This is a genomic window from Paenibacillus dendritiformis (assembly GCF_015845845.1).
GTDB lineage: Bacteria > Bacillota > Bacilli > Paenibacillales > Paenibacillaceae > Paenibacillus_B > Paenibacillus_B dendritiformis_C.
Genome location: NZ_LDIG01000198.1, coordinates 1 through 19,516 on the forward strand (window position 1 = coordinate 1; position 19,516 = coordinate 19,516).

The 19,516-nt window shown below is 56.5% G+C and carries 16 protein-coding genes; 10 read left to right on the top strand and 6 right to left on the bottom strand.

Annotated features, from left to right (window positions below; translation table 11 throughout):
• The first annotated feature begins 655 nt into the window (after positions 1–655).
• A complete protein-coding gene (locus ABD76_RS19955; protein ID WP_197258898.1) occupies positions 656–1,045 on the top strand; it encodes a hypothetical protein in 390 nt (129 codons plus the stop codon).
• 114 nt (positions 1,046–1,159) lie between these two features.
• Here ABD76_RS19955 and ABD76_RS19960 read toward each other — a convergent pair whose 3' ends face one another.
• Positions 1,160–2,527, bottom strand: a complete 1,368-nt coding sequence (locus tag ABD76_RS19960) for an aldehyde dehydrogenase (protein ID WP_197258899.1) — start codon at positions 2,525–2,527, stop codon at positions 1,160–1,162.
• A 123-nt stretch (positions 2,528–2,650) separates the two neighbouring features.
• Here ABD76_RS19960 and ABD76_RS19965 point away from each other — a divergent pair, with 123 nt between their 5' ends.
• The 5 genes from ABD76_RS19965 to ABD76_RS19985 all read left to right on the top strand — a co-directional run bounded on the left by ABD76_RS19965 (position 2,651) and on the right by ABD76_RS19985 (position 5,189).
• Entirely contained in the window at positions 2,651–2,812 is a 162-nt protein-coding gene (locus tag ABD76_RS19965; RefSeq protein ID WP_197258900.1) for a hypothetical protein, read from the top strand.
• Between the two features lie 70 nt (positions 2,813–2,882).
• Positions 2,883–3,635, top strand: coding sequence for a metallophosphoesterase family protein (locus tag ABD76_RS19970; protein ID WP_197258901.1), 753 nt, complete (start codon positions 2,883–2,885; stop codon positions 3,633–3,635).
• Positions 3,636–3,756: 121 nt separating this feature from the next.
• On the top strand, positions 3,757–3,972 hold the full coding sequence (locus ABD76_RS30485) for a MerR family DNA-binding transcriptional regulator (protein ID WP_338125159.1): 216 nt from the start codon (positions 3,757–3,759) through the stop codon (positions 3,970–3,972).
• Positions 3,878–4,609 carry a MerR family transcriptional regulator gene (locus ABD76_RS19980; RefSeq protein WP_242069669.1) on the top strand — a complete coding sequence of 244 codons (732 nt, stop codon included), beginning with the start codon at positions 3,878–3,880 and terminating at the stop codon, positions 4,607–4,609. The genes ABD76_RS30485 and ABD76_RS19980 overlap by 95 nt, the downstream gene beginning before the upstream one ends.
• Before the next feature lie 94 nt (positions 4,610–4,703).
• Positions 4,704–5,189: an SAM-dependent methyltransferase gene (locus ABD76_RS19985; RefSeq protein WP_197258904.1), complete on the top strand. Its 486-nt coding sequence runs from the start codon at positions 4,704–4,706 to the stop codon at positions 5,187–5,189.
• Positions 5,190–5,424: 235 nt separating this feature from the next.
• Here the strand turns inward: ABD76_RS19985 and ABD76_RS19990 are convergent, their stop codons facing one another.
• The 3 genes from ABD76_RS19990 to ABD76_RS20000 all read right to left on the bottom strand — a co-directional run bounded on the left by ABD76_RS19990 (position 5,425) and on the right by ABD76_RS20000 (position 8,700).
• A complete protein-coding gene (locus ABD76_RS19990; protein WP_197258905.1) occupies positions 5,425–6,237 on the bottom strand; it encodes a histidinol-phosphatase in 813 nt (270 codons plus the stop codon).
• 12 nt (positions 6,238–6,249) lie between these two features.
• Positions 6,250–7,152: a LysR family transcriptional regulator gene (locus tag ABD76_RS19995; RefSeq protein ID WP_197258906.1), complete on the bottom strand. Its 903-nt coding sequence runs from the start codon at positions 7,150–7,152 to the stop codon at positions 6,250–6,252.
• Between the two features lie 330 nt (positions 7,153–7,482).
• Positions 7,483–8,700: a DUF4127 family protein gene (locus tag ABD76_RS20000; RefSeq protein WP_242069670.1), complete on the bottom strand. Its 1,218-nt coding sequence runs from the start codon at positions 8,698–8,700 to the stop codon at positions 7,483–7,485.
• A gap of 473 nt (positions 8,701–9,173) precedes the next feature.
• Between ABD76_RS20000 and ABD76_RS20005 the strand changes: the two genes are divergently transcribed.
• Positions 9,174–10,487, top strand: a complete 1,314-nt coding sequence (locus tag ABD76_RS20005) for an MFS transporter (protein ID WP_197258907.1) — start codon at positions 9,174–9,176, stop codon at positions 10,485–10,487.
• A 178-nt stretch (positions 10,488–10,665) separates the two neighbouring features.
• Here ABD76_RS20005 and ABD76_RS20010 read toward each other — a convergent pair whose 3' ends face one another.
• Together ABD76_RS20010 and ABD76_RS20015 are read right to left on the bottom strand one after the other, a co-directional pair.
• Positions 10,666–13,359, bottom strand: coding sequence for a calcium-translocating P-type ATPase, SERCA-type (locus ABD76_RS20010; protein ID WP_197258908.1), 2,694 nt, complete (start codon positions 13,357–13,359; stop codon positions 10,666–10,668).
• Between the two features lie 65 nt (positions 13,360–13,424).
• Positions 13,425–14,405 (bottom strand): zinc dependent phospholipase C family protein, encoded by a 981-nt coding sequence (locus tag ABD76_RS20015; RefSeq protein ID WP_197258909.1) that lies wholly within the window; start codon positions 14,403–14,405, stop codon positions 13,425–13,427.
• Positions 14,406–14,564: 159 nt separating this feature from the next.
• Here ABD76_RS20015 and ABD76_RS20020 point away from each other — a divergent pair, with 159 nt between their 5' ends.
• The 3 genes from ABD76_RS20020 (at position 14,565) to ABD76_RS20030 (ending at position 19,501) form a co-directional block, all read left to right on the top strand.
• Positions 14,565–16,310, top strand: a complete 1,746-nt coding sequence (locus ABD76_RS20020) for a sensor histidine kinase (protein ID WP_242069671.1) — start codon at positions 14,565–14,567, stop codon at positions 16,308–16,310.
• Positions 16,307–17,923, top strand: a complete 1,617-nt coding sequence (locus tag ABD76_RS20025; protein WP_197258911.1) for a response regulator transcription factor — start codon at positions 16,307–16,309, stop codon at positions 17,921–17,923. The genes ABD76_RS20020 and ABD76_RS20025 overlap by 4 nt, the downstream gene beginning before the upstream one ends.
• 249 nt (positions 17,924–18,172) lie before the next feature.
• Entirely contained in the window at positions 18,173–19,501 is a 1,329-nt protein-coding gene (locus tag ABD76_RS20030; protein WP_197258912.1) for an extracellular solute-binding protein, read from the top strand.
• Positions 19,502–19,516: the final 15 nt, after the last annotated feature.

A 19,516-nucleotide genomic window follows, 5' to 3' on the forward strand; every position in this document is an offset into this window, starting at 1 on the left:
CTTTGTATGAGTCTCGTTGCTGGAGCTGTGCCTCTACAAACAAGAGTGTCGAAGCGCCGACAAACAACTTTTGGGCTCGGTAATCCAATGACTCATCTCTAGTGGAATTCACATGTAACCACTTTAGGCATTGACAAATGACGTTTTGATTCGGTACGTTATCCATAGGAATCTCCTTTGTTGAGGCGTTTTATGGATAACGCTGAGGGTAACTCAACAATAGGAGATTTCTTTATTTTTGTCCACGAATATAGTTCAATAAGTTACAAATATAGAGAATTATAGGGTGAAAATTTTCGTAAAAAGATTGATGCAACGCTAGTGAAAAATGATGCCTTTTTGCAGGAATCTCTTTTTCAAAATAGAGCTTCACCGGGAAAGCTGCATTTTTACAGTATTGGGCTGGCAACTGGAGTATTGGAGCTTGGCAATTGCAGTATTGGGCCGGCAACTGGAGTATTGTCCCGGCGACTGCAGTATGCCCGGGAATTGCAGGATGCGCGGCGCAAGATGCTATCGGCTGCAGGGATAAATTTGACGAATTTGTGAATTTCATATTTCCGAAGGCAGCAATTTCCTTTATAGTAATGGTAAATATAAGCATCACCTCTGCATCAACTTGAGTCTAACAGACAGGTAACAGGAGGGGACTACATTGCGTGAATCATATGCGAACTGCGAAAGCGGCGCTACAGCGTGCTTACGGATGTTCTTCCCGTACATTAAGGAAGCGGTCGATCAGTGGGATCCCATCGGACTGCTGGCACTGGGCGCGCCATCTGACGAGTACGACAGCCTGTCCCTGCATATTACGCTGCTGTACGCAAAGCGTCCGGAGCCGGATGGCATGGCGGCGCAACTGGAGCGATACATGGAGGAGCAATTCGGCCTCGGTCCGGCAGCGATGCCGCCGGAGCGCGGGGAAGTCTGGACGCGAAGCATTCGGACATTTTGTCAGCGCTTACTTGAGGATGAATGGCTGTACGAGCGGTATGAGCATTGGCGGCTTCACCGGGGGCGGTGTCATACGACCGAGGTATGCTGACGGCTGCGGGCCAGCCTGTCCGGAGATGAAGGTCAGCCCTCTGCCCTCCCGGCCGAGTCCGCCGTATCGGCATCGGGTAGGGCAAGGGGGGCAAGCGCTGCCGCGGCTGTCCGATCAGCGGAACAGCCGCTTGATGATATCCAGCCTCCGGGCGGCACTCGGATAGCGGAAGGAGAAGTCAAAAGCGGTCGTCTGATAAAGGACGCTCTTCCGATGGCTGAACGTGTTGAAGCTGTGAACGCCGTGATAGCTGCCGATTCCGCTGTCGCCGACCCCGCCGAACGGGAGATACGGCGTAGCCAGGTGCATGAGCGTATCATTGATGCACCCGCCGCCGAAAGACAACTGCTGCACGACGTGCTGTTGCAAGGCTCGATCGGCCGTGAACAGATAGAGCGCGAGCGGCTTCGGCCGATCGAGGATCGCTTGCTCGGCTTCCTCGTACGCCTCGTAGGTGAGAACGGGCAGGATCGGCCCGAATATTTCCTCCTGCATGACCGGCGACGACCAGTCCGCCTCCGTCATGACGGTCGGGGCCATGCGCAGCCGCTTCCGGTCGGATTCGCCGCCGAAGGCGATGCGGCCGTTGTCCAGGAAGCCGTGCAGCCGCTCCCAGTGCCGTTCGCTGACGATGGAGGCATACTCTTCGCTGTCGAGCGGCCGCGGCCCGAAGAATTGGCGAACCGCCTCTTCCAGCTCGCTGATGAGCTCATCGCGGCGGGATTGATGGACATAGACGTAATCCGGCGCGACGCAGGTCTGCCCGGCATTCGTCCATTTGCCGAAGGCTATCCGTCTGGCCGCGAGCTTCATATCGGCGTCATGATGGACGATGCAGGGACTCTTCCCGCCAAGCTCGAGCGTGACCGGGATCAGACGGGAGGCCGCCGCCTCCATGACAAGCTTGCCCACCGGGACGCTCCCGGTGAAGAAAATATAATCGAACGGCCATGTCAACAGCTCCCGGGCCGTCTCGGCGTCCCCTTGGACGACGGCGACATGTCCCGGATCGAACGTGTCCCGGACGAGCCGTTCCAGCACCGCGCCGGTGTGCGGCGTCAGCTCCGACGGCTTCAGCACCGCCGTATTGCCGGCGGCCACAGCGCCGATAAGCGGGGCGAGAGCCAACTGGAACGGATAATTCCAGGGCGCGATGATGAGCGCGCTGCCGTACGGCTCAGGGACGATCATGCCCCGGCTTCCCAGATGGGTAAGCGCCGTCTTGGCGCGGCGCGGCTTCGCCCAGCGGCCGACACGCCGCGCAGCCAGCCGCGCTTCCTCCAGAACGATGCCGATTTCGGTCATATACGCTTCGGACGCGCTCTTTCCCAAATCCTGCCGAAGCGCGGCGGTGATGTCCTGTTCCATCCCGCGCACGCGGTCGGCGAGGCGGATAAGGGCGGCGCGCCGTTCTTTCACGTCACGGGTGCGCCCTTCGCGGTAATACGTTTTTTGCGTTTCCAGCAGAGCCGGATTTGTCATCGATGACGCCTCCTCTTCCCAATCGCAATGCTTCATGACCTCATTACAACATATTTTATTGCGGTTTGCATTGAACTTCTGACTGATTCATAATAAAAGTACATAAATGAATGAGATTTCGTGTTGTTTTTCTCATTGCGGCTGCAGCGCGACGATGGAACGCTTGCCTCCTCCCGGCTCGTTATATATACAAGCCGCGGCGTCGGGACGTCGCTGCTGCCGATTCGCTTGTTCTCTCCTCCGGAATGGGGGCTGCTTACTTTGACGCGAGAAAGGGTATCATAACTCGGATCGCCCGCGCATAACACAGAACAAGACACCGACATTCATAGTCTAGAGAGGAGACAATAACATTATGCAATCCATCGCCATCATTTCAGATATACATGGGAATTTGCAGGCATTGGAAGCGGTGCTGCAGGATGTGGAGCGCCAGGGCGCCGACCGGATCTACTGTCTGGGCGATGTCGTCGGGAAGGGTCCGAATCCGGCGGAGGTTGTCGATCTCATATGGGACCATTGCGATGTCATCGTGCGCGGCAATTGGGATGAACTGGTCCTGAAGATGGACGAGGACATTCAATTCCGCTGGCATGCCGAACGGCTGGGGGAGAAGCGCCGGAGCATGCTGGCCGCGCTGCCGTTCTCTCACGACTTCATCATGAGCGGGCGGCATATCCGTCTCGTCCACGCATCTCCGCAGAGCGTCTATCATCGGGTACAGCCGTGGGATGCGGAGGAGAGAAGACTCGGCATGTTCGAGTTCACCTCCTCCCTTAACGAGCCCCTTCATCCGTGCCAATCACCGGATGTGGTCATATACGGGGATATTCATAATGCTTATTTGCAGCATCTTCATGGCCGCACGCTGGTCAACTGCGGCAGCGTAGGCAATCCGCTCGACATAACCCAGGCGTCCTATATTATGCTGCAAGGCAGCTTGGGCCAAGTGACGACAAGCGAATTTTCGATTCATTTTCACCGGGTGCCCTATGATATCGAACGGGCCGTCCGGGCCGCACAGGAGGCGGATATTCCAGGCCTCCAGCCGTACGTGCGGGAGCTGCGCACCGGCGTGTACCGGGGGCTTCAGAGCGGAGAAGTCTAGACCGCGGAACCGGCGGCAGCACCAGCCATACGAGAGCCTGAATCGGACGATGAGGACAGCCCGGAACGGCCTGTCCTGTTTGCCGTGCCCCGGCCGAGGATATGGACGCATTTTCCAGAGCATGTTATGCTGTATAGCGGTGATAACTATGTTCCGAATCGGAGAATTTTCAAAATTAACACAAGTGTCCATCCGAATGCTGCGATATTACGATGAAGTCGGCCTGTTGAAGCCGGCCCGGGTTGACAAGCTTACAGGCTATCGGCTATTCCATCGAACAAATCCCGGTGGTGCAGCAAATTATCCTGTTGCGGGATATGGAGTTCAGTGTGGGTGAAATCGCGTTCGCCCTCGCCAACTGGGACGATACCCTTATTCTCGGGCTGTTAGAAAATAAAAAGAAACAGATTCAAGCCGCAATCCGGCTGGAATTGGAGCGCATCGCCCACATCGACGCCGCGATGAAGGATATCCGTGAAGAAAACCTGGCGGTTCATTATAATGTAACGCTAAAGAGAGTGCCGAGCTTCAAAATCTTGTCCCTGCGAAGAGTCATTCTCAACCATTATCGGGAGGGCGAGTTGTGGAAGGAGCTATTTGCGTTTATTGAGGAAGAACGGATCGACATACCCAAAGGAACAGGCAATATCGCCATTTTTCATGACCCGGATCATAAGAATGCCGATGTCGATGTGGAAGTAGGCTTGATCGTCAATCAACTGGGCGAAGGGAAAGACGGATTTCAATACAGGGAGACCGAAGCGATCGATATGATGGCTTGCGTCATGGTATATGGCCCGTTCGGCAACATCGGGCGAGCGTATCATTCCTTCGCGCATTGGCTGGAACAGCGCCAGCAGTACGAAATGGCGGGATTGACCCGGCAAATCTGCCACAAAGTCCCGTTCAACGAACCGAATCCCGCAAATTACCTCACCGAAGTTCAAACGCCTGTCATGCGCAAAACGAAATAATTTTTCTTCTCCCGCAGGCGATATTTCAGGGTTGACTCTCACACGATGTGAGGGCATAACGTAAAATGGCATCATAAAACGAGGAGGACATGCTATGAAGCCATTGACGTTGAATCCGGTTGGAAAAATCCGTATCGGCCGTGAGGGAATGTTTATCGAAACAGAACCGAATTATATCCCGGCGTTAAAGGAACTGGATGGATTCAGCCATCTTCAAGTGCTGTGGTGGTTCGACGGCTGCGACAACGCAAGCGCCAGAAATACGCTGGACACGGAAAAGCCCTATAAAAAAGGGCCTGACACGCTTGGAATCTTTGCGACCCGCTCCCCGTACAGACCGAATCCAATCGGCCTGTCGACCGCTCGAATCCTGGCGATTGACGAGGAGAACGGGATCATTCAGCTTGCGTATCTTGACGCGCATGAAGGCAGCCCGCTCCTTGATCTGAAGCCTTATACTCCAAGCCTCGACAGGGTGGAAAACCCGCATGTGCCGGCTTGGTGCGCTCACTGGCCGCAAAGCCTGGAGGAATCGGTCTCGTTCGATTGGGCCCATGAATTTCGCTGGAGCGAAGAGTGAGAGGGCTTGATATCGTGCCGCCGATGAGCGCGAAAAGCGGTTCGATCATCAAATTTTCATCATTTGTTACACAACGGTAATATTTCTGTTAACGGAGGTTAATGTTGAGAGGGTATATTGATAACAAGACCCCCTTTTGATGAATATATATCCCTTGAGTCGGACCTGAATGTTCAGGTCCTCTTTTTTTTGCCTATTGGCTGCTAGATTCGGCACGAAGGAGCAAAAAGCCGCTCTACGCGAGCGGCACTTCATGTCTCTTTTTCTGCTTGTAGTAGACCCAGGACGTGAAGCCGAGCTCGCGGAGCCGCTTGCGAACCTGCTCCCATTCGTCGCCGACGCGGGATGGCACGTGGGCATCGGAGCCGAACGTGACATCGACGCCGTAGTATAGGGCCCGTTCCAGAATATCGTCGGACGGATACCAGCCGCCGCTCAGCTTCGTCTTGCCGGACGTATTGATCTCGATCGCCACGCCGCAATCGGCGATGACGGACAGCGTCTCATCGATCGCCTCGGCGGCAACGATATCCGAGAATTCCGGATAATTGCCTTTCATCGCATCGATGTGTCCGAGAATCTGGAACATGCCGGTGCGGGCCGAATCGCGGATGAGTTCATAATACGTAATCTTCTGGGCGACGCGCTCTTCCTCGGACAGCTTCTTCCACCGGTTTTTGTTGAAAATGCTGATCCCGTTCGTATAATGAACGGATCCGATAATATAATCGAACGGATACCGGTCGAGCATCCGCCGGTAGGTCTCGGCATGCGGAGGGAAATAGTCGGACTCGATGCCGAGCAGCACGTCGATCCGTCCTTCATATTCCCGCTTCAGCTCCAGCACTTCGTTCACGTAATTCTCGAAGTCGCTCTTGGCCATCGCGATATTGGGAAAGGCCTGATCTTCTTCTCTGCCGAAGTACGGGGTATGATCGGAAATGCCGATCACATCCAGCCCGTTCGCGATCCCCGCTTCGATATAATCGCGGATGTTTCCGTCCGCATGCCCGCAGCGGAAATGATGGGTATGCAAGTCGAATTTCATCTTCTCTTCCTCCTATTCTGCCCCGATGAATTGCGTTTCCGGCATGCCTTTCAGGTCATTCAGGAACTGCTGCATCGCGGAATTCAAGTATCGGCCCGTACGGTACATGACGCCGACCGGGTGGGCGATCTCCAGCTCATGGATATGTACAATCTGAAGCGTTCCCCGCTTCAGCTCATTGCTCACGGACAGCTTCGAAATGATGGCCGCGCCGAGATTGAGCTCCACCATCCGCTTCACTTCCTCGCTGCTGTTCAATTCCATGACAATATGAGGCTGAATGCCGTGACGGCGGAATGTCTCATCCGCGAACCGGCGGCCGAGCGTGTCGGTGGACAGCATAATGAGAGGGATATCCCGCAGCAGATCCATCGTGCCGTGCTTATGCCTCGCAAGCGGATGGTTCGGATTGACCACAAGTTCGAACGTGTCGTAGTAGAGAACGGATGAGACAAGATTCGGATTCTGCTCATTCAAATACCCGATTCCGATATCCACGGTGCCGTTTTCGATTTGGCTCATGATTTGGGTGGAGGACATGGACAAGATGGTGGTCTTGATGAGCGGGAACTGATCCTGGAAATAGGAAAGCACCCGCGGGAGAATTTGAATGGCAATCGATGTCGTCGTTCCGAGCACGATATGTCCCTGCGGAATCTGCTGCAAGTCGGTCAGCTTCTGCTTCAAATCATCGACGATTTGGAGTATGCGTTCGGCATGTTCAAGAAACAATCGGCCGCTGTCCGTCAGCGTAACCGGCTGATTGCGATCAATGAGAATGGTTTTGAACTCATCTTCCAAGCTTTTGATTTGCGCGGATACGGCGGGCTGAGTCAGGTTCAGCAATTCGCCGGCTTTGCGGAAACTCATTGTCTTGGAAATCGTGATGAGCGTTTCCAATTGGCTCAAATTCATTGAAGCTCTCCTTTCCCGTGCAATGAGATGAATCATAATTGCCGTAATTATAAAAATATTTATCAATAATAACAGAGCAATAAATTTGTTTTGTCATTATATATTTTAGATTATAGAGGAAGCGGCGGGCCGGAGCAATATTTGCTCCTGTTTCCATGCTGGCGCAAGAAGGTATGTCCGAATTTTTCCCCATAACGCGCAATATGATTCTGCCGGAAAATTTTGGCCGGATGGCGCTCCGAGCCTAGCGCCATCCCTGTTGAACAGGCTGTGACGGCAGGAGCCAAAAAAAGCCCGTTCCAGTTCATGGAACGGGCTGCTGCGCTAGGCTCAATGCAAGGCTGCGGCAGGCTGCAAGGTGATTTCGAACGCACGCCCCCAAATGAAATCCGGGTTGTCGCAGTCCAGCGACACATGGGCATAGGCTGCCAACGACCAGGATGATCCGCGAATTTGACGAATATTATGCGCAGCCCCCGGGCAGCCCGTCAAAAATGCAGGTTTGCCGGCAAGGGTGGCGGTATGCGTCTGCATGCGCGTACGGAGCATCGCCAGAAGGAAGGCGTAATCGGCCGCCGTGTTGAAAAGGAGCATGTTTTGGTCGGCCATCGCCGCGATGTTGGAATACATGCATCGGTCTCTCGAATACGTGCGAACTTCGCCGATTGCGATTGCTTTATAATAATAGTCTTTCAAGAAACGCTTGAACAGCAGCGAACCATGCGCATGAACGGCCCGGTCCAGGGCAGCCGGGCGTCTCTCTGTAACGAGGAAGGCATATCGCGCTTGCCCCATGCCCAGCGCAATCCCGATCTTATTCCCCGGAGTGTTCCATGCGCTGTATCCGAGCAGACATCCCGTGTGCCGGCTGTCCAGGAGCGCTTCGGTCACTTCCGCGTTGGCGGGGCCTCGCCCGACGAAATCAATGGCGACCGTGGGAACGCGCTTCAACGCATTCGCCTCTATCCGGCTTACGGCGGCCGATACCTGCTCCGGCGCGGTAATGGCAATGATCTCGATGTCAGGGGAACAAGGGACAAGCCGGCCGCCGATGATATCGACGTGGCGGCGGATATTGTCATCCACATTCATATACTCGTAGGGATTCGTGACGGCGGAGCCGTCGGGCCCGTAATAGTGCACCGCATAGCTTGGCTTGACCCCGCCGCGGTGCAATTGGTTCGCCATCCGGGCCATAAGCGCATGCCCCAGTCCGTCCGCATCCGGAAGAATAATGGCACGGTCGGGATTTTGGCCGCTGGCTCCGCCGCCGAGCCAGGCGTTGATGCGCTCTTCGGCGAATCGGATCTCGTTGAGCTGGACGCCCTGCGTATACGCATCGTCAACGCCGATCGCCAGAAAATCGATATACCCCGGCCGGGCAAGCTGATCCAAAATATAATAGTTCGTTTTGAATTTATGCCGCCGCGCATTGTAATACTGCTCCTTGTCGAAATGGACGGTGTTTCCGTAAGACCCGTCAGGGGACAAGTCATACCCATGCAAAATATCGTCAAACGCGGTAAAGCTTCTCCGGGACTGCTGCATGAGGCTCCGCGACTCCGTATACGCCTCGACGTGCTTTCCAGGATGCCGCCCGCTGCTGTTTTTTCCGAGTCGAGCCGGTTCCGAATATCGCCGAGGCTAGGGGTGATGACGTTGAGACCCGCCGAACGCCCCTGCGCAACCACATCATCCAAATTTACGGGCCGGTCGTCGAGCGGCACATACAGAACGTTTTTCATCCTTGATCAACTCCCTGTCATTGATAGGCTGCGCCCAATTCCATTTCCTTGGCTTATATGTGCGCATGCCTTCATCTATATAGGCAATGCGGGAGCAGGGAATACAACCAGCCGTGCAAAAAAAAGCGAGTCTTGCCGGGTCAAGCGCCGGTTCGTTGCGAAAACTTAATATTTTAAACGGTTGACCCGTCAGCCTGCGATGCCTCACAATAAATGAAGACGCTCTCATCGGAGCGGAATGCGGATAAGACAAGTTGAAAACTAGGGGGACACGCAATGCGTACGAAAGAAGTTCGCAGTTGGATGATGTACGACTGGGCGAATTCCGCTTTTGCGACCACGATGCTGGCGGCGGTGCTGCCGATTTTTTACCAGACCGTCGCCGCCTCGAATCTGCCCGGACATCAGGCGACCAGCTATTGGGCCTTCACGCAGACGGCGGGCATGATTCTCGTCGCGGTGCTCTCGCCGATACTGGGCGCGATGGCCGATCTGTCGCAGCGGAAGATGGCGTTCCTCCGCGTATTTGCCTGGATGGGAGCCTTGGCCTGCATGTTGATGGCGTTCGCGGGTGAAGGAGACTGGCTGTATGTATCGGTGCTGTTCGTCTTCGCCACCCTCGGTTTTTCCGGCGGCAATACATTCTATGACTCGCTCCTTCCGGATATCGCTCCGCCCGAAGCGAGGGACGAGATTTCCGCCAAAGGCTACATGTACGGTTATATCGGCGGCGGAGCCCTGTTGGCCGTCAATATCGCGATGCTGGAAATGTGGGAGACGTTCGGCTTCGCCAGCAAGGTCGCGGCGACCCAGGCGGTGTTCCTCACGGTAGGCGTATGGTGGCTTCTGTTCTCGCTGCCGCTGTTCCGCACGCTGCGCGACCCGGCTCGAATCGAACGGCGCTCGGCAATTTACTACACGAAGCATGGGTTTGGCCGTATTTTCTACACCTTGAAGCGGGTAAAGCATTATCCGGAGCTGTTGAAATATATTTTGTCCTTCTGGTTCTTCAATGACGGGATCTCGACGATTATCGCCATGTCGGCCATCTACGGCGCCGAGATCGGCATCGAGACGAGCCATCTTATTATTGCCCTGCTCATTACGCAATTCGTAGGCATTCCGTTCACATTCCTGTTCGCGAAGTTCGCCAGACGTCTCGGCTCGAAGCGTTCGCTCTATATATCGCTCAGCACGTATATCGTGATTGTGTTCCTCGGCTACTTTATGACGTCGGCGCTCCATTTTTATATATTGGCCTTCCTCGTCGGCATGGTGCAAGGGGGAAGCCAGGCTGTAGCCCGCTCCGTCTTCAGCCAGATGGTGCCGCGCAGCCGGGCGTCCGAGTTCTTCGGCTTCTTGAGCCTGTCCAGCAAGGTATCGGCCTCCATCGGTCCGGCCGTATTCGGGATGGTCGGCCTGCTGACCGGCTCCACTCGCTTGGCGATCCTATCGATTCTCGCCTTCTTCGTCATCGGCATTCTGCTCCTCGTCTTTGTCGATATCGAGAAAGGACGCAGAGAGGCGGAACAGGAAGAGAGCCTGTTCACGGGCGGCCCCGTCAATTCCGCCGGCGTTCCGGCGAATTGAGCCGGAGCGGGCCGGGTGGCCGTCACGGTAAGGAATACCTGGCGAGGACAAAAGAGAAGGGCGTCATGCCGCGATGGCGGCAGACGCCCTTGGCGGCGTTCCTGAAGGCAGGCCGCGACGCCCTGCCGGCCTGACGGTGTGATGCGGCCGGTTCGGACACCGGGAACCGGCGGCAGGATTACGCCTGGTCCGTTGTGTCTCTCCGTCTTCGGGAGAACAGCTTCACGATCTCCACGATCGGAATCATGGACAGCGATGCGGCGACGACGATAAGCCACTGCTCGCCGGTCAACGCTACGACACTGAACAGATCGCGCAGGAACGGAAGCGCGATGACCAGCACGATAAGCAGCCCGGACACAATCACGGCGAAATTCAATTTCCGGTTCGTGAACCATCCGATTTGGAACAGCGACTGCTTGGCGGAACGGACATTGAACGCATGCGTAAGCTGGATCAAGCCCAGCGTAGCAAAGGCCATCGTAATGGCGACATCCTCGGAATAATGCGTATGCCCCCAGTAATAGGTGAGCAGCGTCAGTATGGCTTCGAGCAGCCCCTGATAGACGAGGCTGACGCCGATTCCGCCGGCAAAGATGCTGGCCGAGGCTTGGCGCGGGGCCTGCTTCATCAGGTCCTCCTCGGCCCGTTCGAAGCCGAGCGCCAGCGCGGGCAGCGTGTCGGTGACGAGATTGACCCATAAAATATGGATCGGAAAGAGAATTTTCCAGTTCAGCATCGTCGCCACGAACAGGGTCACGACTTCGCCGAGATTGGCAGACAGCAAATATTGAATCGTCTTGCGGATGTTGCTGTAGACCTTCCGCCCTTCCTCGACGGCGAGAACGATCGTCGAGAAGTTGTCGTCCGCGAGCACCATATCGGAAGCGCCCTTCGCCACATCGGTGCCGGTAATGCCCATTCCGACGCCGATATCGGCCGCCTTCAAGGCCGGAGCGTCATTTACCCCGTCCCCCGTCATGGCTACGATTTTGCCCTTCTTCTTCCACGCCTTCACGATTCGCACCTTATGCTCGGGCGACACGCGCGCATAGACGGAATATTGCTCCACCTTGGCCTCGAATTCTGCGTCATCGAGGCGGCTCAGCTCCGCTCCGGTCAGCACGGCGCCTTCCTTGTCGATGATGCCGAGCTCCTTCGCGATCGCGGCGGCCGTGTCCCCGTGATCGCCCGTAATCATCACCGGGCGAATGCCGGCCAGCTTGCAGACGCCCACCGCTTCCTTCACCTCTTCGCGCGGCGGATCGATCATGCCCACAAGGCCGGCGAAGACGAGATCGTTCTCGAGCGCATCTATCGTCAGGCTGTCCGGTACCCGCTCCGCATCCCGGTAGGCGAGGGCCAGCACGCGCAGCGCCTTGTCGGCCATCGCTTTATTGGCGGCGGCGATGTTCCGGTGGTGCTCCTCTGTCATCGGCTCGACGCGGCCGTCCCGGAGAATATGGGTGCACCGGGCCGTCAGCACGTCAGGCGCGCCCTTCGTCATAATGCGGCATCGGCTCCCGCCCTCCCCGTTCTCTTCCGCCGGAAGCTGATGAACGGTCGTCATCCGCTTGCGGTCCGAATCGAACGGCAGCTCGGCGATGCGCGGGAGGCGCCGTTCGGCCTCGCGTTTGTCGATGCCGTTCAACAGCGCATAGTCGATAAGCGCCGTCTCGGTCGGATCGCCGATCGCCCCGGCCGTCTGCCCGCCGCCTTCCGCCAGCCGGGCATCATTGCACAGCACCATCACTTGCATGAGCCGTTCGGCCGCGGGAGTCCGGATCCAACCATCTCCGGATGGGCGGAGGGTGTTCTCGGCGTAGATCTCCTTGACGGTCATCCGGTTCTGCGTCAAGGTTCCCGTCTTGTCCGAGCAGATAATATCCGTGCTGCCGAGCGTCTCAACCGCCGGCAGCTTGCGGATAATCGCTTTGCGCCGGGCCATCGTCTGCACGCCAAGCGCCAAAATAATCGTGACGATGGCAGGCAAGCCTTCCGGAATGGCCGCGACCGCAAGCGAGATGGAGGTAAGCAGCATGTCGAACAGCTCTCTGCCTTCGATAAGACCGACGGTGAACATCACGAGCGCGACGGCCACGATAATGATGGTGAATGTTTTGCCCAGCTCGTTCAGCTTGCGCTGAAGCGGCGTAACCTCGTCCTCTTCCTGCGACAGATATCCCGCGATCGAACCGACCTCGGTGGCGCTGCCGGTGGCCGTCACGACACCGAGGCCGCGGCCGTAGGAGACATGGCTCGTCATATACGCCATATTGATGCGATCCCCGATCACGAGATCGGCTTCGTCCAGCGGATCCGACCCTTTTTCGACCGGGACCGACTCTCCGGTCAATGCCGCCTCTTCAATCTTCAGCGAGGCGGATTCGATAATTCGCATATCCGCAGGCACGACATTGCCCGCCTCCAGCAGGACGATGTCGCCGGGGACAAGTTCCTCGGCCTTAATATCGAGCGCCTGCCCCCCGCGCATGACGCGGGCATGGGGAGTGGACATCTGCTTCAGCGCGCTCAACGCCTGCTCCGCCTTATGCTCCTGAATGACGCCAAGCACGGCGTTCAGGATGACGACAACGAGAATGATGATAGAGTCGGTCCATTCGCCCAACAGGCCGGAGACGATGGCCGCCGCCAGCAGGATGAGAATCATGACGTCCTTGAATTGGGCCAGCAGCTTCGCCAGCACGGACGGGCCGGCGGCCTCTTGAAGCAGATTGCGACCGTATTGCTCCCGCCGCTGCTCCGCCTCCTCCCCGGTCAGGCCTTCCCGGCGCGAGCCAAGCCGCTGCATGGCCGCTTCGGCGGTCAATGTATGAAAAGCGGCCGATTGATGTTCTTGTTCCTTCTTCATGTTCCTCAGCTCCTATCAAGGCTAGTGTGAGAGAACATGCGGACAAATATGTATGGGGCCGCTCCTTATCTGGGGGCGTCGTCATCCCATATCGGATCCTCGGCGATAATGGCCCGGTTCCGATCCAGCGGCAGTCCGGTCTCATAGGAGCGGTTGCCGATGGCTGCCGTCAACGCGGCATCGGCCTGCCGCGCGCCGGCGCTGTCGGCGCCATCCGTCATGCGGGCGTGCCAATATTTCTTGACGGCCTCCAACGCGGCGGCCGCATCCGTCCGGGAGGCATCCCACATCTCCCATACCGTCGTCGCATAGCGCTCGCCGCTTCCCGTCGGGTCAAGCCATGGCCGGCGGGCAAGATTCATCACGTCGTAAGGCGGCGTCACCTTGCGGTAGACGAACGGATCGAGATGCTTGCCGGCGAGACGGCGCTTCATCCCGGTCGGATCATGGAACAGCTTCTGCGCGCGAATCATCGCCCGGTACGCATCGTTCCAGGAAGTTGGAGCGACGTTTGCGGCCAGCTTCGGATAATAGGTCCGCGACAGCTCGGACAGATGGCGAATGACATCAGCGGGTAAGGTACTGCCGATCTGAATCTCCTTCCATACCGGGATTTTCCACGAGGGGATGCCCCTCTTTTCCCGCAGCACATGTGTATCCATCAACACTTCGAAGCGCTGATGATCCCATTTCCGGAACCCGGAACGGGAGAATACGTACGGGTGCATATTCCGATCCAATACATGATGAAGCAGGAAACCGAGCGCGTATATGCGGCTGTCCTCCCCGGCTATGAGGTCCGGGCTGGCCGCGCGGATCAGATCGGCAAGGAACGGGCCGCAGCGGTCATTGTGCATCGCGCTTCCCAACTCGTTCATGACGCTTGCGGGCTGCCACGGGAAAAATTGATGGTAGAACAAAAAATCAGGGCCCTGGCAGCCGAGATTGAACAGCCGCCGGCTCCGGTCCTCTTCAATGGAACGGCCAAGGCCCGCCGCGGCGAGCGCCTCCTGGCCGAACAGCAAATGCGTCCACACATTCGGCATCGATACGATCTCCTTTGTCAGTTCAGCGTTAAGTTCAAGATGACGCTTTCTAGGCAAAGTTGTCAACCTTTTTGTATAATGGGAACCGTTGATACGTATGCCGGGCTGCAGAGGAAGGGGGCGGCCTCGCGCGCAAGCCTGGAAAAGGAGACGATGCATATGGGGCGAACAAGGCCCTTTGTCAGTCTGCAGTCGAAAATATTGCGATTTACCGTCTTGCTCGTCTGTATTCCCATCCTGCTCATCGGTCTGTTCTCCTATTGGAAATCGTCCGAGATCGTCGAGCAAAAAGTATCGGCATCGGATCTGAATGCCGTGACCCAGGTCGGGTTGAATATCCAGTTCATGACGGACTATGTGCATGATACATCGCTTTTCCTGATTCAATCGGATGAGGTGCGGCGCTTCCTGCTTAGCGGAACCCGGTCGCGGGACAATATTGCGAAGGAGCAGGCGGTCATGGAGCGCTTTTTCCTGCATCTTATCAATATGAAAGATTTCATTCATTCCATATATTTGCGAGGAGAGAACGGCATGACCTTCTCCACTTCGCCCGAAGCCGTCGGCTTGGATGGGCTGATGCTTGACGAGGTGAAGCGGCTGCGGGGGAAGCCGCTCTGGTTCGTGCAGAGACGGGGCGGGCATGAGACGCTGTCCTTCATCCGCGACATCCGCGATGTGAATAATGTCGGCCGCCGTCTGGGCATGGTTCAGATCAATATCGATCTGCCGTATGTGCGCGAGCTGATGAAGCAGCAGCGCATCGGCACGCTGGACAATTATTATTTGCTCAATGAAGAGGGACTCGTCCTCGCGTCGACCGGGGACGCGAATGTCTACTCCCGGCTCTCGGAGTCGCTGGATTACGATAATCAGGCCCGGGGAGGACACGGATACTATACGGTCGCGATGGACGGCCAACGCTATCTGGTAACCTACGCCGGCATGGGAAAATCGGGCTGGCAGATCGTCCATGCGGTGCCGCTCAATGAAGTGCTCCAGGAGAATAGCGCGATCCCGCAGTTGATGCTGTTGGCGATGGTGATCTCCTTCGTCCTGTGCGTCATTACGGCGCTTCTGTTCTCCCGCCGCATTATCCGCCCGATTCGGCAGCTTCGCAGCCTGATGCTGAAGGTCGAGCGGGGCCAGTTCCAGGGGCGGGTCGAAATCGGGAGCAACGACGAGATCACGCAGCTCGGACGCAGCTTCAACCGCATGAACGAGCGGCTGCATCAGATGATCAAGCTCGTCTATGAGGCGGAGCTGAACAAGAAGGAAGCGGAGCTCAAGGCGTTCCAGGCGCAGATTAACCCGCATTTTCTTTATAATACGCTCGATACGATCTACTGGATGAGCCGCATGGAGAAGGCGTATGACACGGCTCAGCTTGTCGAGGCGCTCTCCAAGCTGTTCCGCCTCAGCCTGAACAGCGGCAAGGAGCTGACCACGGTGCGGGATGAAGTGAATCACGTAACGAATTATATGATTATTCAACGCAAGCGCTATGAAGAATTAATCGATTTCGCGCTGGAGGTCGATGAAGAAGATACACTGAACGGAATGACGGTGAAGCTTATTTTGCAGCCGTTCGTGGAGAATGCGATTGTGCACGGCATCGAGAAGCTGGGCGAGCCGGGAACGATCCGGGTGCGCATCTTCCGGCGGGACGAGCGGCTCGTCTTCCGCATCGAGGATACCGGCACCGGGGTCGATATCGCGGAGATGGAACGGCTGATGCGCGAGAGCGGCGGCAATAACCGGGGGTTCGCGATCAAGAACGTGAACGACCGCATCCAGCTCTATTACGGTCAGGAATACGGGGTAACCTTCATGAACAGGGAGGAAGGCGGAACGATCGCCGAGATCATCCAGCCTTGGCGCTACGGGGAGGGCAAGCCAGCATGAACAGGGTTAGGATCAAAGTGTTGATCGTTGACGATGAACTGATTATCCGCAAAGGGATACGAACTTCAATCGATTGGGAAGAGCTAGGCATCGAGATCGTCGGCGAAGCGAAGAACGGGCAGGAGGCCTTGGAGCTGTCCGGCCGTCTGGAGCCCGACATCGTCATGACGGATATCCGGATGCCGGTCATGGACGGACTCGCTTTGGCCGCGGCGCTGCGCGAACGGCAACCGCATGTCAAAATCATTATCGTATCGGGCTATGATGATTTCGACTATGCGCGGCAGGCGCTCAAAATCGGCGTCAGCGAATATTTGACCAAGCCGGTCGGCGCCGAGGAGCTGACGAAGCTGATGGTCAAGCTGGGGGATCAGATTCATGAGGAGCGGGACCGATCGGATGACGAACGGAACAAGGGGATGCTGCTGCGGGAGAGCCTGCCGTTTATCCAGAGCAAATGGCTGTTTCGGCTCCTCCAGGGAGAGGCGAAGCTCGATGAGGAACTGCTGGACCGGGCGCGCCAGCTTCAGATTACGCTCGAAGGCCCGGAATATGCCGTCGCCGTCGTCGACATTGACGATTATTTGCTCTTGATGGGGCAGGCGTCCGACCGGGAGAAGGAACTGCTGATGTTCGCGCTATATAATGTAGCGGACGAGTTGCTGATGGAACGGTATCCAAGCGCCCTCTGCCAAATGGATGAAAGCTCGATCGCGATTCTGCTCAACGTCAACAGGATGAACAGGCACCGGATCCTCTCCGTGTGCGAGGAACTGAGCGACTGCATCCGCCGCTTCGTCAAAGTATCCGTCACCATCGGAGTCGGAAGCGTCGTTCCTTCGCTTCATCAGGTGAACGAGAGCATGAACGAGGCGCTTAGCGCCCTGTCGGGCAAGGCGTACCGCGGCAAAGGGCAGGTCATCCTTTTCCAGCCGGAGCAGCGCGCGGACAAGGATGAACCGGTGTTCGTCTCGGCCAAGGAGGAAGCCGAGCTGCTTCAATGTCTGACGGCGTTGGACACCGCCGGCATACAGGAACGGCTCGACACCTGGTTCCGGCAGTTCGCGGAAGCGGGCGCATCCTATCCGCATGTCCGCTCGCTGTGCGTGAAGCTGATCGTGCTGGCGACGAATCATGTGGAGCAGATGGGGGTGCAGCGCAGCGAGCTGGAGCCGGTGCTACTGCGGCCGTACGAGGAGGTTCACAAGTACGAGACGATCTTCGATCTGCGAAGCTGGGTCGGCCGCCTCTTCGATTCCTTCGTCGATCATCTTACCCGCCACAAGACCGGGCGCTACCGCAATATCGTCGCGGTGGCGATTCAATATATGCAGGAGCATTATGCCCAGGATCTGAAGCTGGAGGACGTGGCCGGCCAGGTGTACGTCACCCCGAACTATTTCAGCCGCGTCTTCAAGGAAGAGACCGGGGAGCATTTCTCGGAATGGCTGAACAAGCTCCGGGTCGAGAAGGCGAAGCAGCTGCTGAAGGATGTCGGGCTCAAGGTGTATGAGGTCGCCGAGCGGGTAGGTTATAATGACTATAAATATTTCGCGCATATCTTCAAAAAATATACCGGCATCACTCCGAAGCAGTACCGCAATGAATTGTAGCGGCAGGAGAAAGGATGCAGCTAATGGGGCAGAATACAAATAAGGCAAGGCTGGCGGCGGCGCCGGCTTTGCCTTTTTTTGTCTTCCGCCGCGATCCGCGGCCGCGGTTCCGCAGGAAACGGGAAGAAGGTTAAAAAATCGGATAATTTGATATAATCCTCTACTTACGATCCGGGTCCGATTACCTATACTTAAGATTGTAAACGGTCGCACACATAATGATTGCACAACTTAAAGGGGTGTACAAAAATGAAAAAAGGCATCAAACGTTGGACCTCGATTCTGCTGATCAGCTGTCTGGCGGTAGCGGTAGCCGGCTGCGGCTCGTCCAAGCCGGCCGCAGAGACGGGCAAGGACAAAAGCCCGTCCGATCCGATTACGTTCATGCACATGTTCGACAAGAACGCCGAAGGCGGAGGACTCCATCAAGCGGAACTGCTCGACAAGTTCACGGCGGAGAATCCGGACATTCAGCTCGATCAAGAGATTCAGTCGCATGACAACTACGAGACGAAGATCAAGACGCTGGCCGCTGCGAACGAGCTGCCGGACGTATTCTTGATGAAGAGCTCGATGGTCACGACCTTTGTCGAGAACGGACTGGTAAGACCGGTCGACGATCTGCTGGATAAAGATCCGGACTGGAAGAACGGCTTCGTAGACGGCGCGCTGGATACGTACCAAGTCGACGGACAAACATACGGCATTCAATTTTCGGGCGGACCGACCCATGTTATTTATTACAACAAAGATTTGGTTGCCAAAGCCGGCTTCTCCGAATTCCCGAAAACATGGGATGACTTCCTGAAGCTGATCGACAACCTGAAAGCGCAGAACATTACGCCGATTGCCTTCGGCAACAAAGGCAAATGGCTCGCGAACTCGAGCTATATGTCGACGCTGGGCGACCGCTTCACCGGAACGCAATGGTTCGAGAGCCTCGCGAACCACAAAGGAGCCAAGTTCACCGACAAAGAGTTCGTGCAAGCGTTGGAGTTGTTCCAGGATCTGGCTAAGCGCGGCGCGTTCAACAACGACATGAACTCAATCGATAACAATCAGATGAAGACGCTCTATTATAACGGCAAGGCGGCGATGTTCATCGAAGGCGCCTGGGCGAGCAACGCGGTGGAGACCGGCGGCCCGCAAGAGATTCTGGAGAAGACGGAATTGGCTGTCTTCCCGGCTATCGACGGCGCGAAGGGCGACCAGAACGGCGTATCGGGCGGCGGCGGATGGGCTTATGCCATCAATGCGAACATCGATGAGTCGAAGCTCGACGATATCGCCAAGCTGATGAAAACCCTGTCCGACAAGGAAGCGGCCAAAGTCATTCTGAAATACGGCGACATTCCGTCCAGCAAGGTGGATAACATCAACGAGCTTGATCTGTCCCCGCTCACCAAAAAAATGGTGAAGCTGCTGGAAACGACGAAATATGTTCCTATCTACGATTCCCGTCTCTCCCCAGGTCTGACGGAAGCGATGAACTCCGCGATGCAGGAAATGCTCATCGGGCAACTGACGCCGGAAAAAGCGGCGGAAGTGATGCAAAAGGAATACGAAAACGAAATGTAATCCCGGCTTGGAAGA

What these genes read in the sequence shown, in the direction of transcription:
- ABD76_RS19960 (WP_197258899.1), bottom strand. Translation starts at nt 2,527, where the DNA reads ATGACAAATCCGGCTCTGCTGGAAACGCAAAAAACGTATTACCGCGAA.
- ABD76_RS19970 (WP_197258901.1), top strand. Translation starts at nt 2,883, where the DNA reads ATGCAATCCATCGCCATCATTTCAGATATACATGGGAATTTGCAGGCA.
- ABD76_RS30485 (WP_338125159.1), top strand. Translation starts at nt 3,757, where the DNA reads ATGTTATGCTGTATAGCGGTGATAACTATGTTCCGAATCGGAGAATTT.
- ABD76_RS19985 (WP_197258904.1), top strand. Translation starts at nt 4,704, where the DNA reads ATGAAGCCATTGACGTTGAATCCGGTTGGAAAAATCCGTATCGGCCGT.
- ABD76_RS19990 (WP_197258905.1), bottom strand. Translation starts at nt 6,237, where the DNA reads ATGAAATTCGACTTGCATACCCATCATTTCCGCTGCGGGCATGCGGAC.
- ABD76_RS19995 (WP_197258906.1), bottom strand. Translation starts at nt 7,152, where the DNA reads ATGAATTTGAGCCAATTGGAAACGCTCATCACGATTTCCAAGACAATG.
- ABD76_RS20000 (WP_242069670.1), bottom strand. Translation starts at nt 8,700, where the DNA reads ATGCAGCAGTCCCGGAGAAGCTTTACCGCGTTTGACGATATTTTGCAT.
- ABD76_RS20005 (WP_197258907.1), top strand. Translation starts at nt 9,174, where the DNA reads ATGCGTACGAAAGAAGTTCGCAGTTGGATGATGTACGACTGGGCGAAT.
- ABD76_RS20010 (WP_197258908.1), bottom strand. Translation starts at nt 13,359, where the DNA reads ATGAAGAAGGAACAAGAACATCAATCGGCCGCTTTTCATACATTGACC.
- ABD76_RS20015 (WP_197258909.1), bottom strand. Translation starts at nt 14,405, where the DNA reads ATGCCGAATGTGTGGACGCATTTGCTGTTCGGCCAGGAGGCGCTCGCC.
- ABD76_RS20020 (WP_242069671.1), top strand. Translation starts at nt 14,565, where the DNA reads ATGGGGCGAACAAGGCCCTTTGTCAGTCTGCAGTCGAAAATATTGCGA.
- ABD76_RS20025 (WP_197258911.1), top strand. Translation starts at nt 16,307, where the DNA reads ATGAACAGGGTTAGGATCAAAGTGTTGATCGTTGACGATGAACTGATT.
- ABD76_RS20030 (WP_197258912.1), top strand. Translation starts at nt 18,173, where the DNA reads ATGAAAAAAGGCATCAAACGTTGGACCTCGATTCTGCTGATCAGCTGT.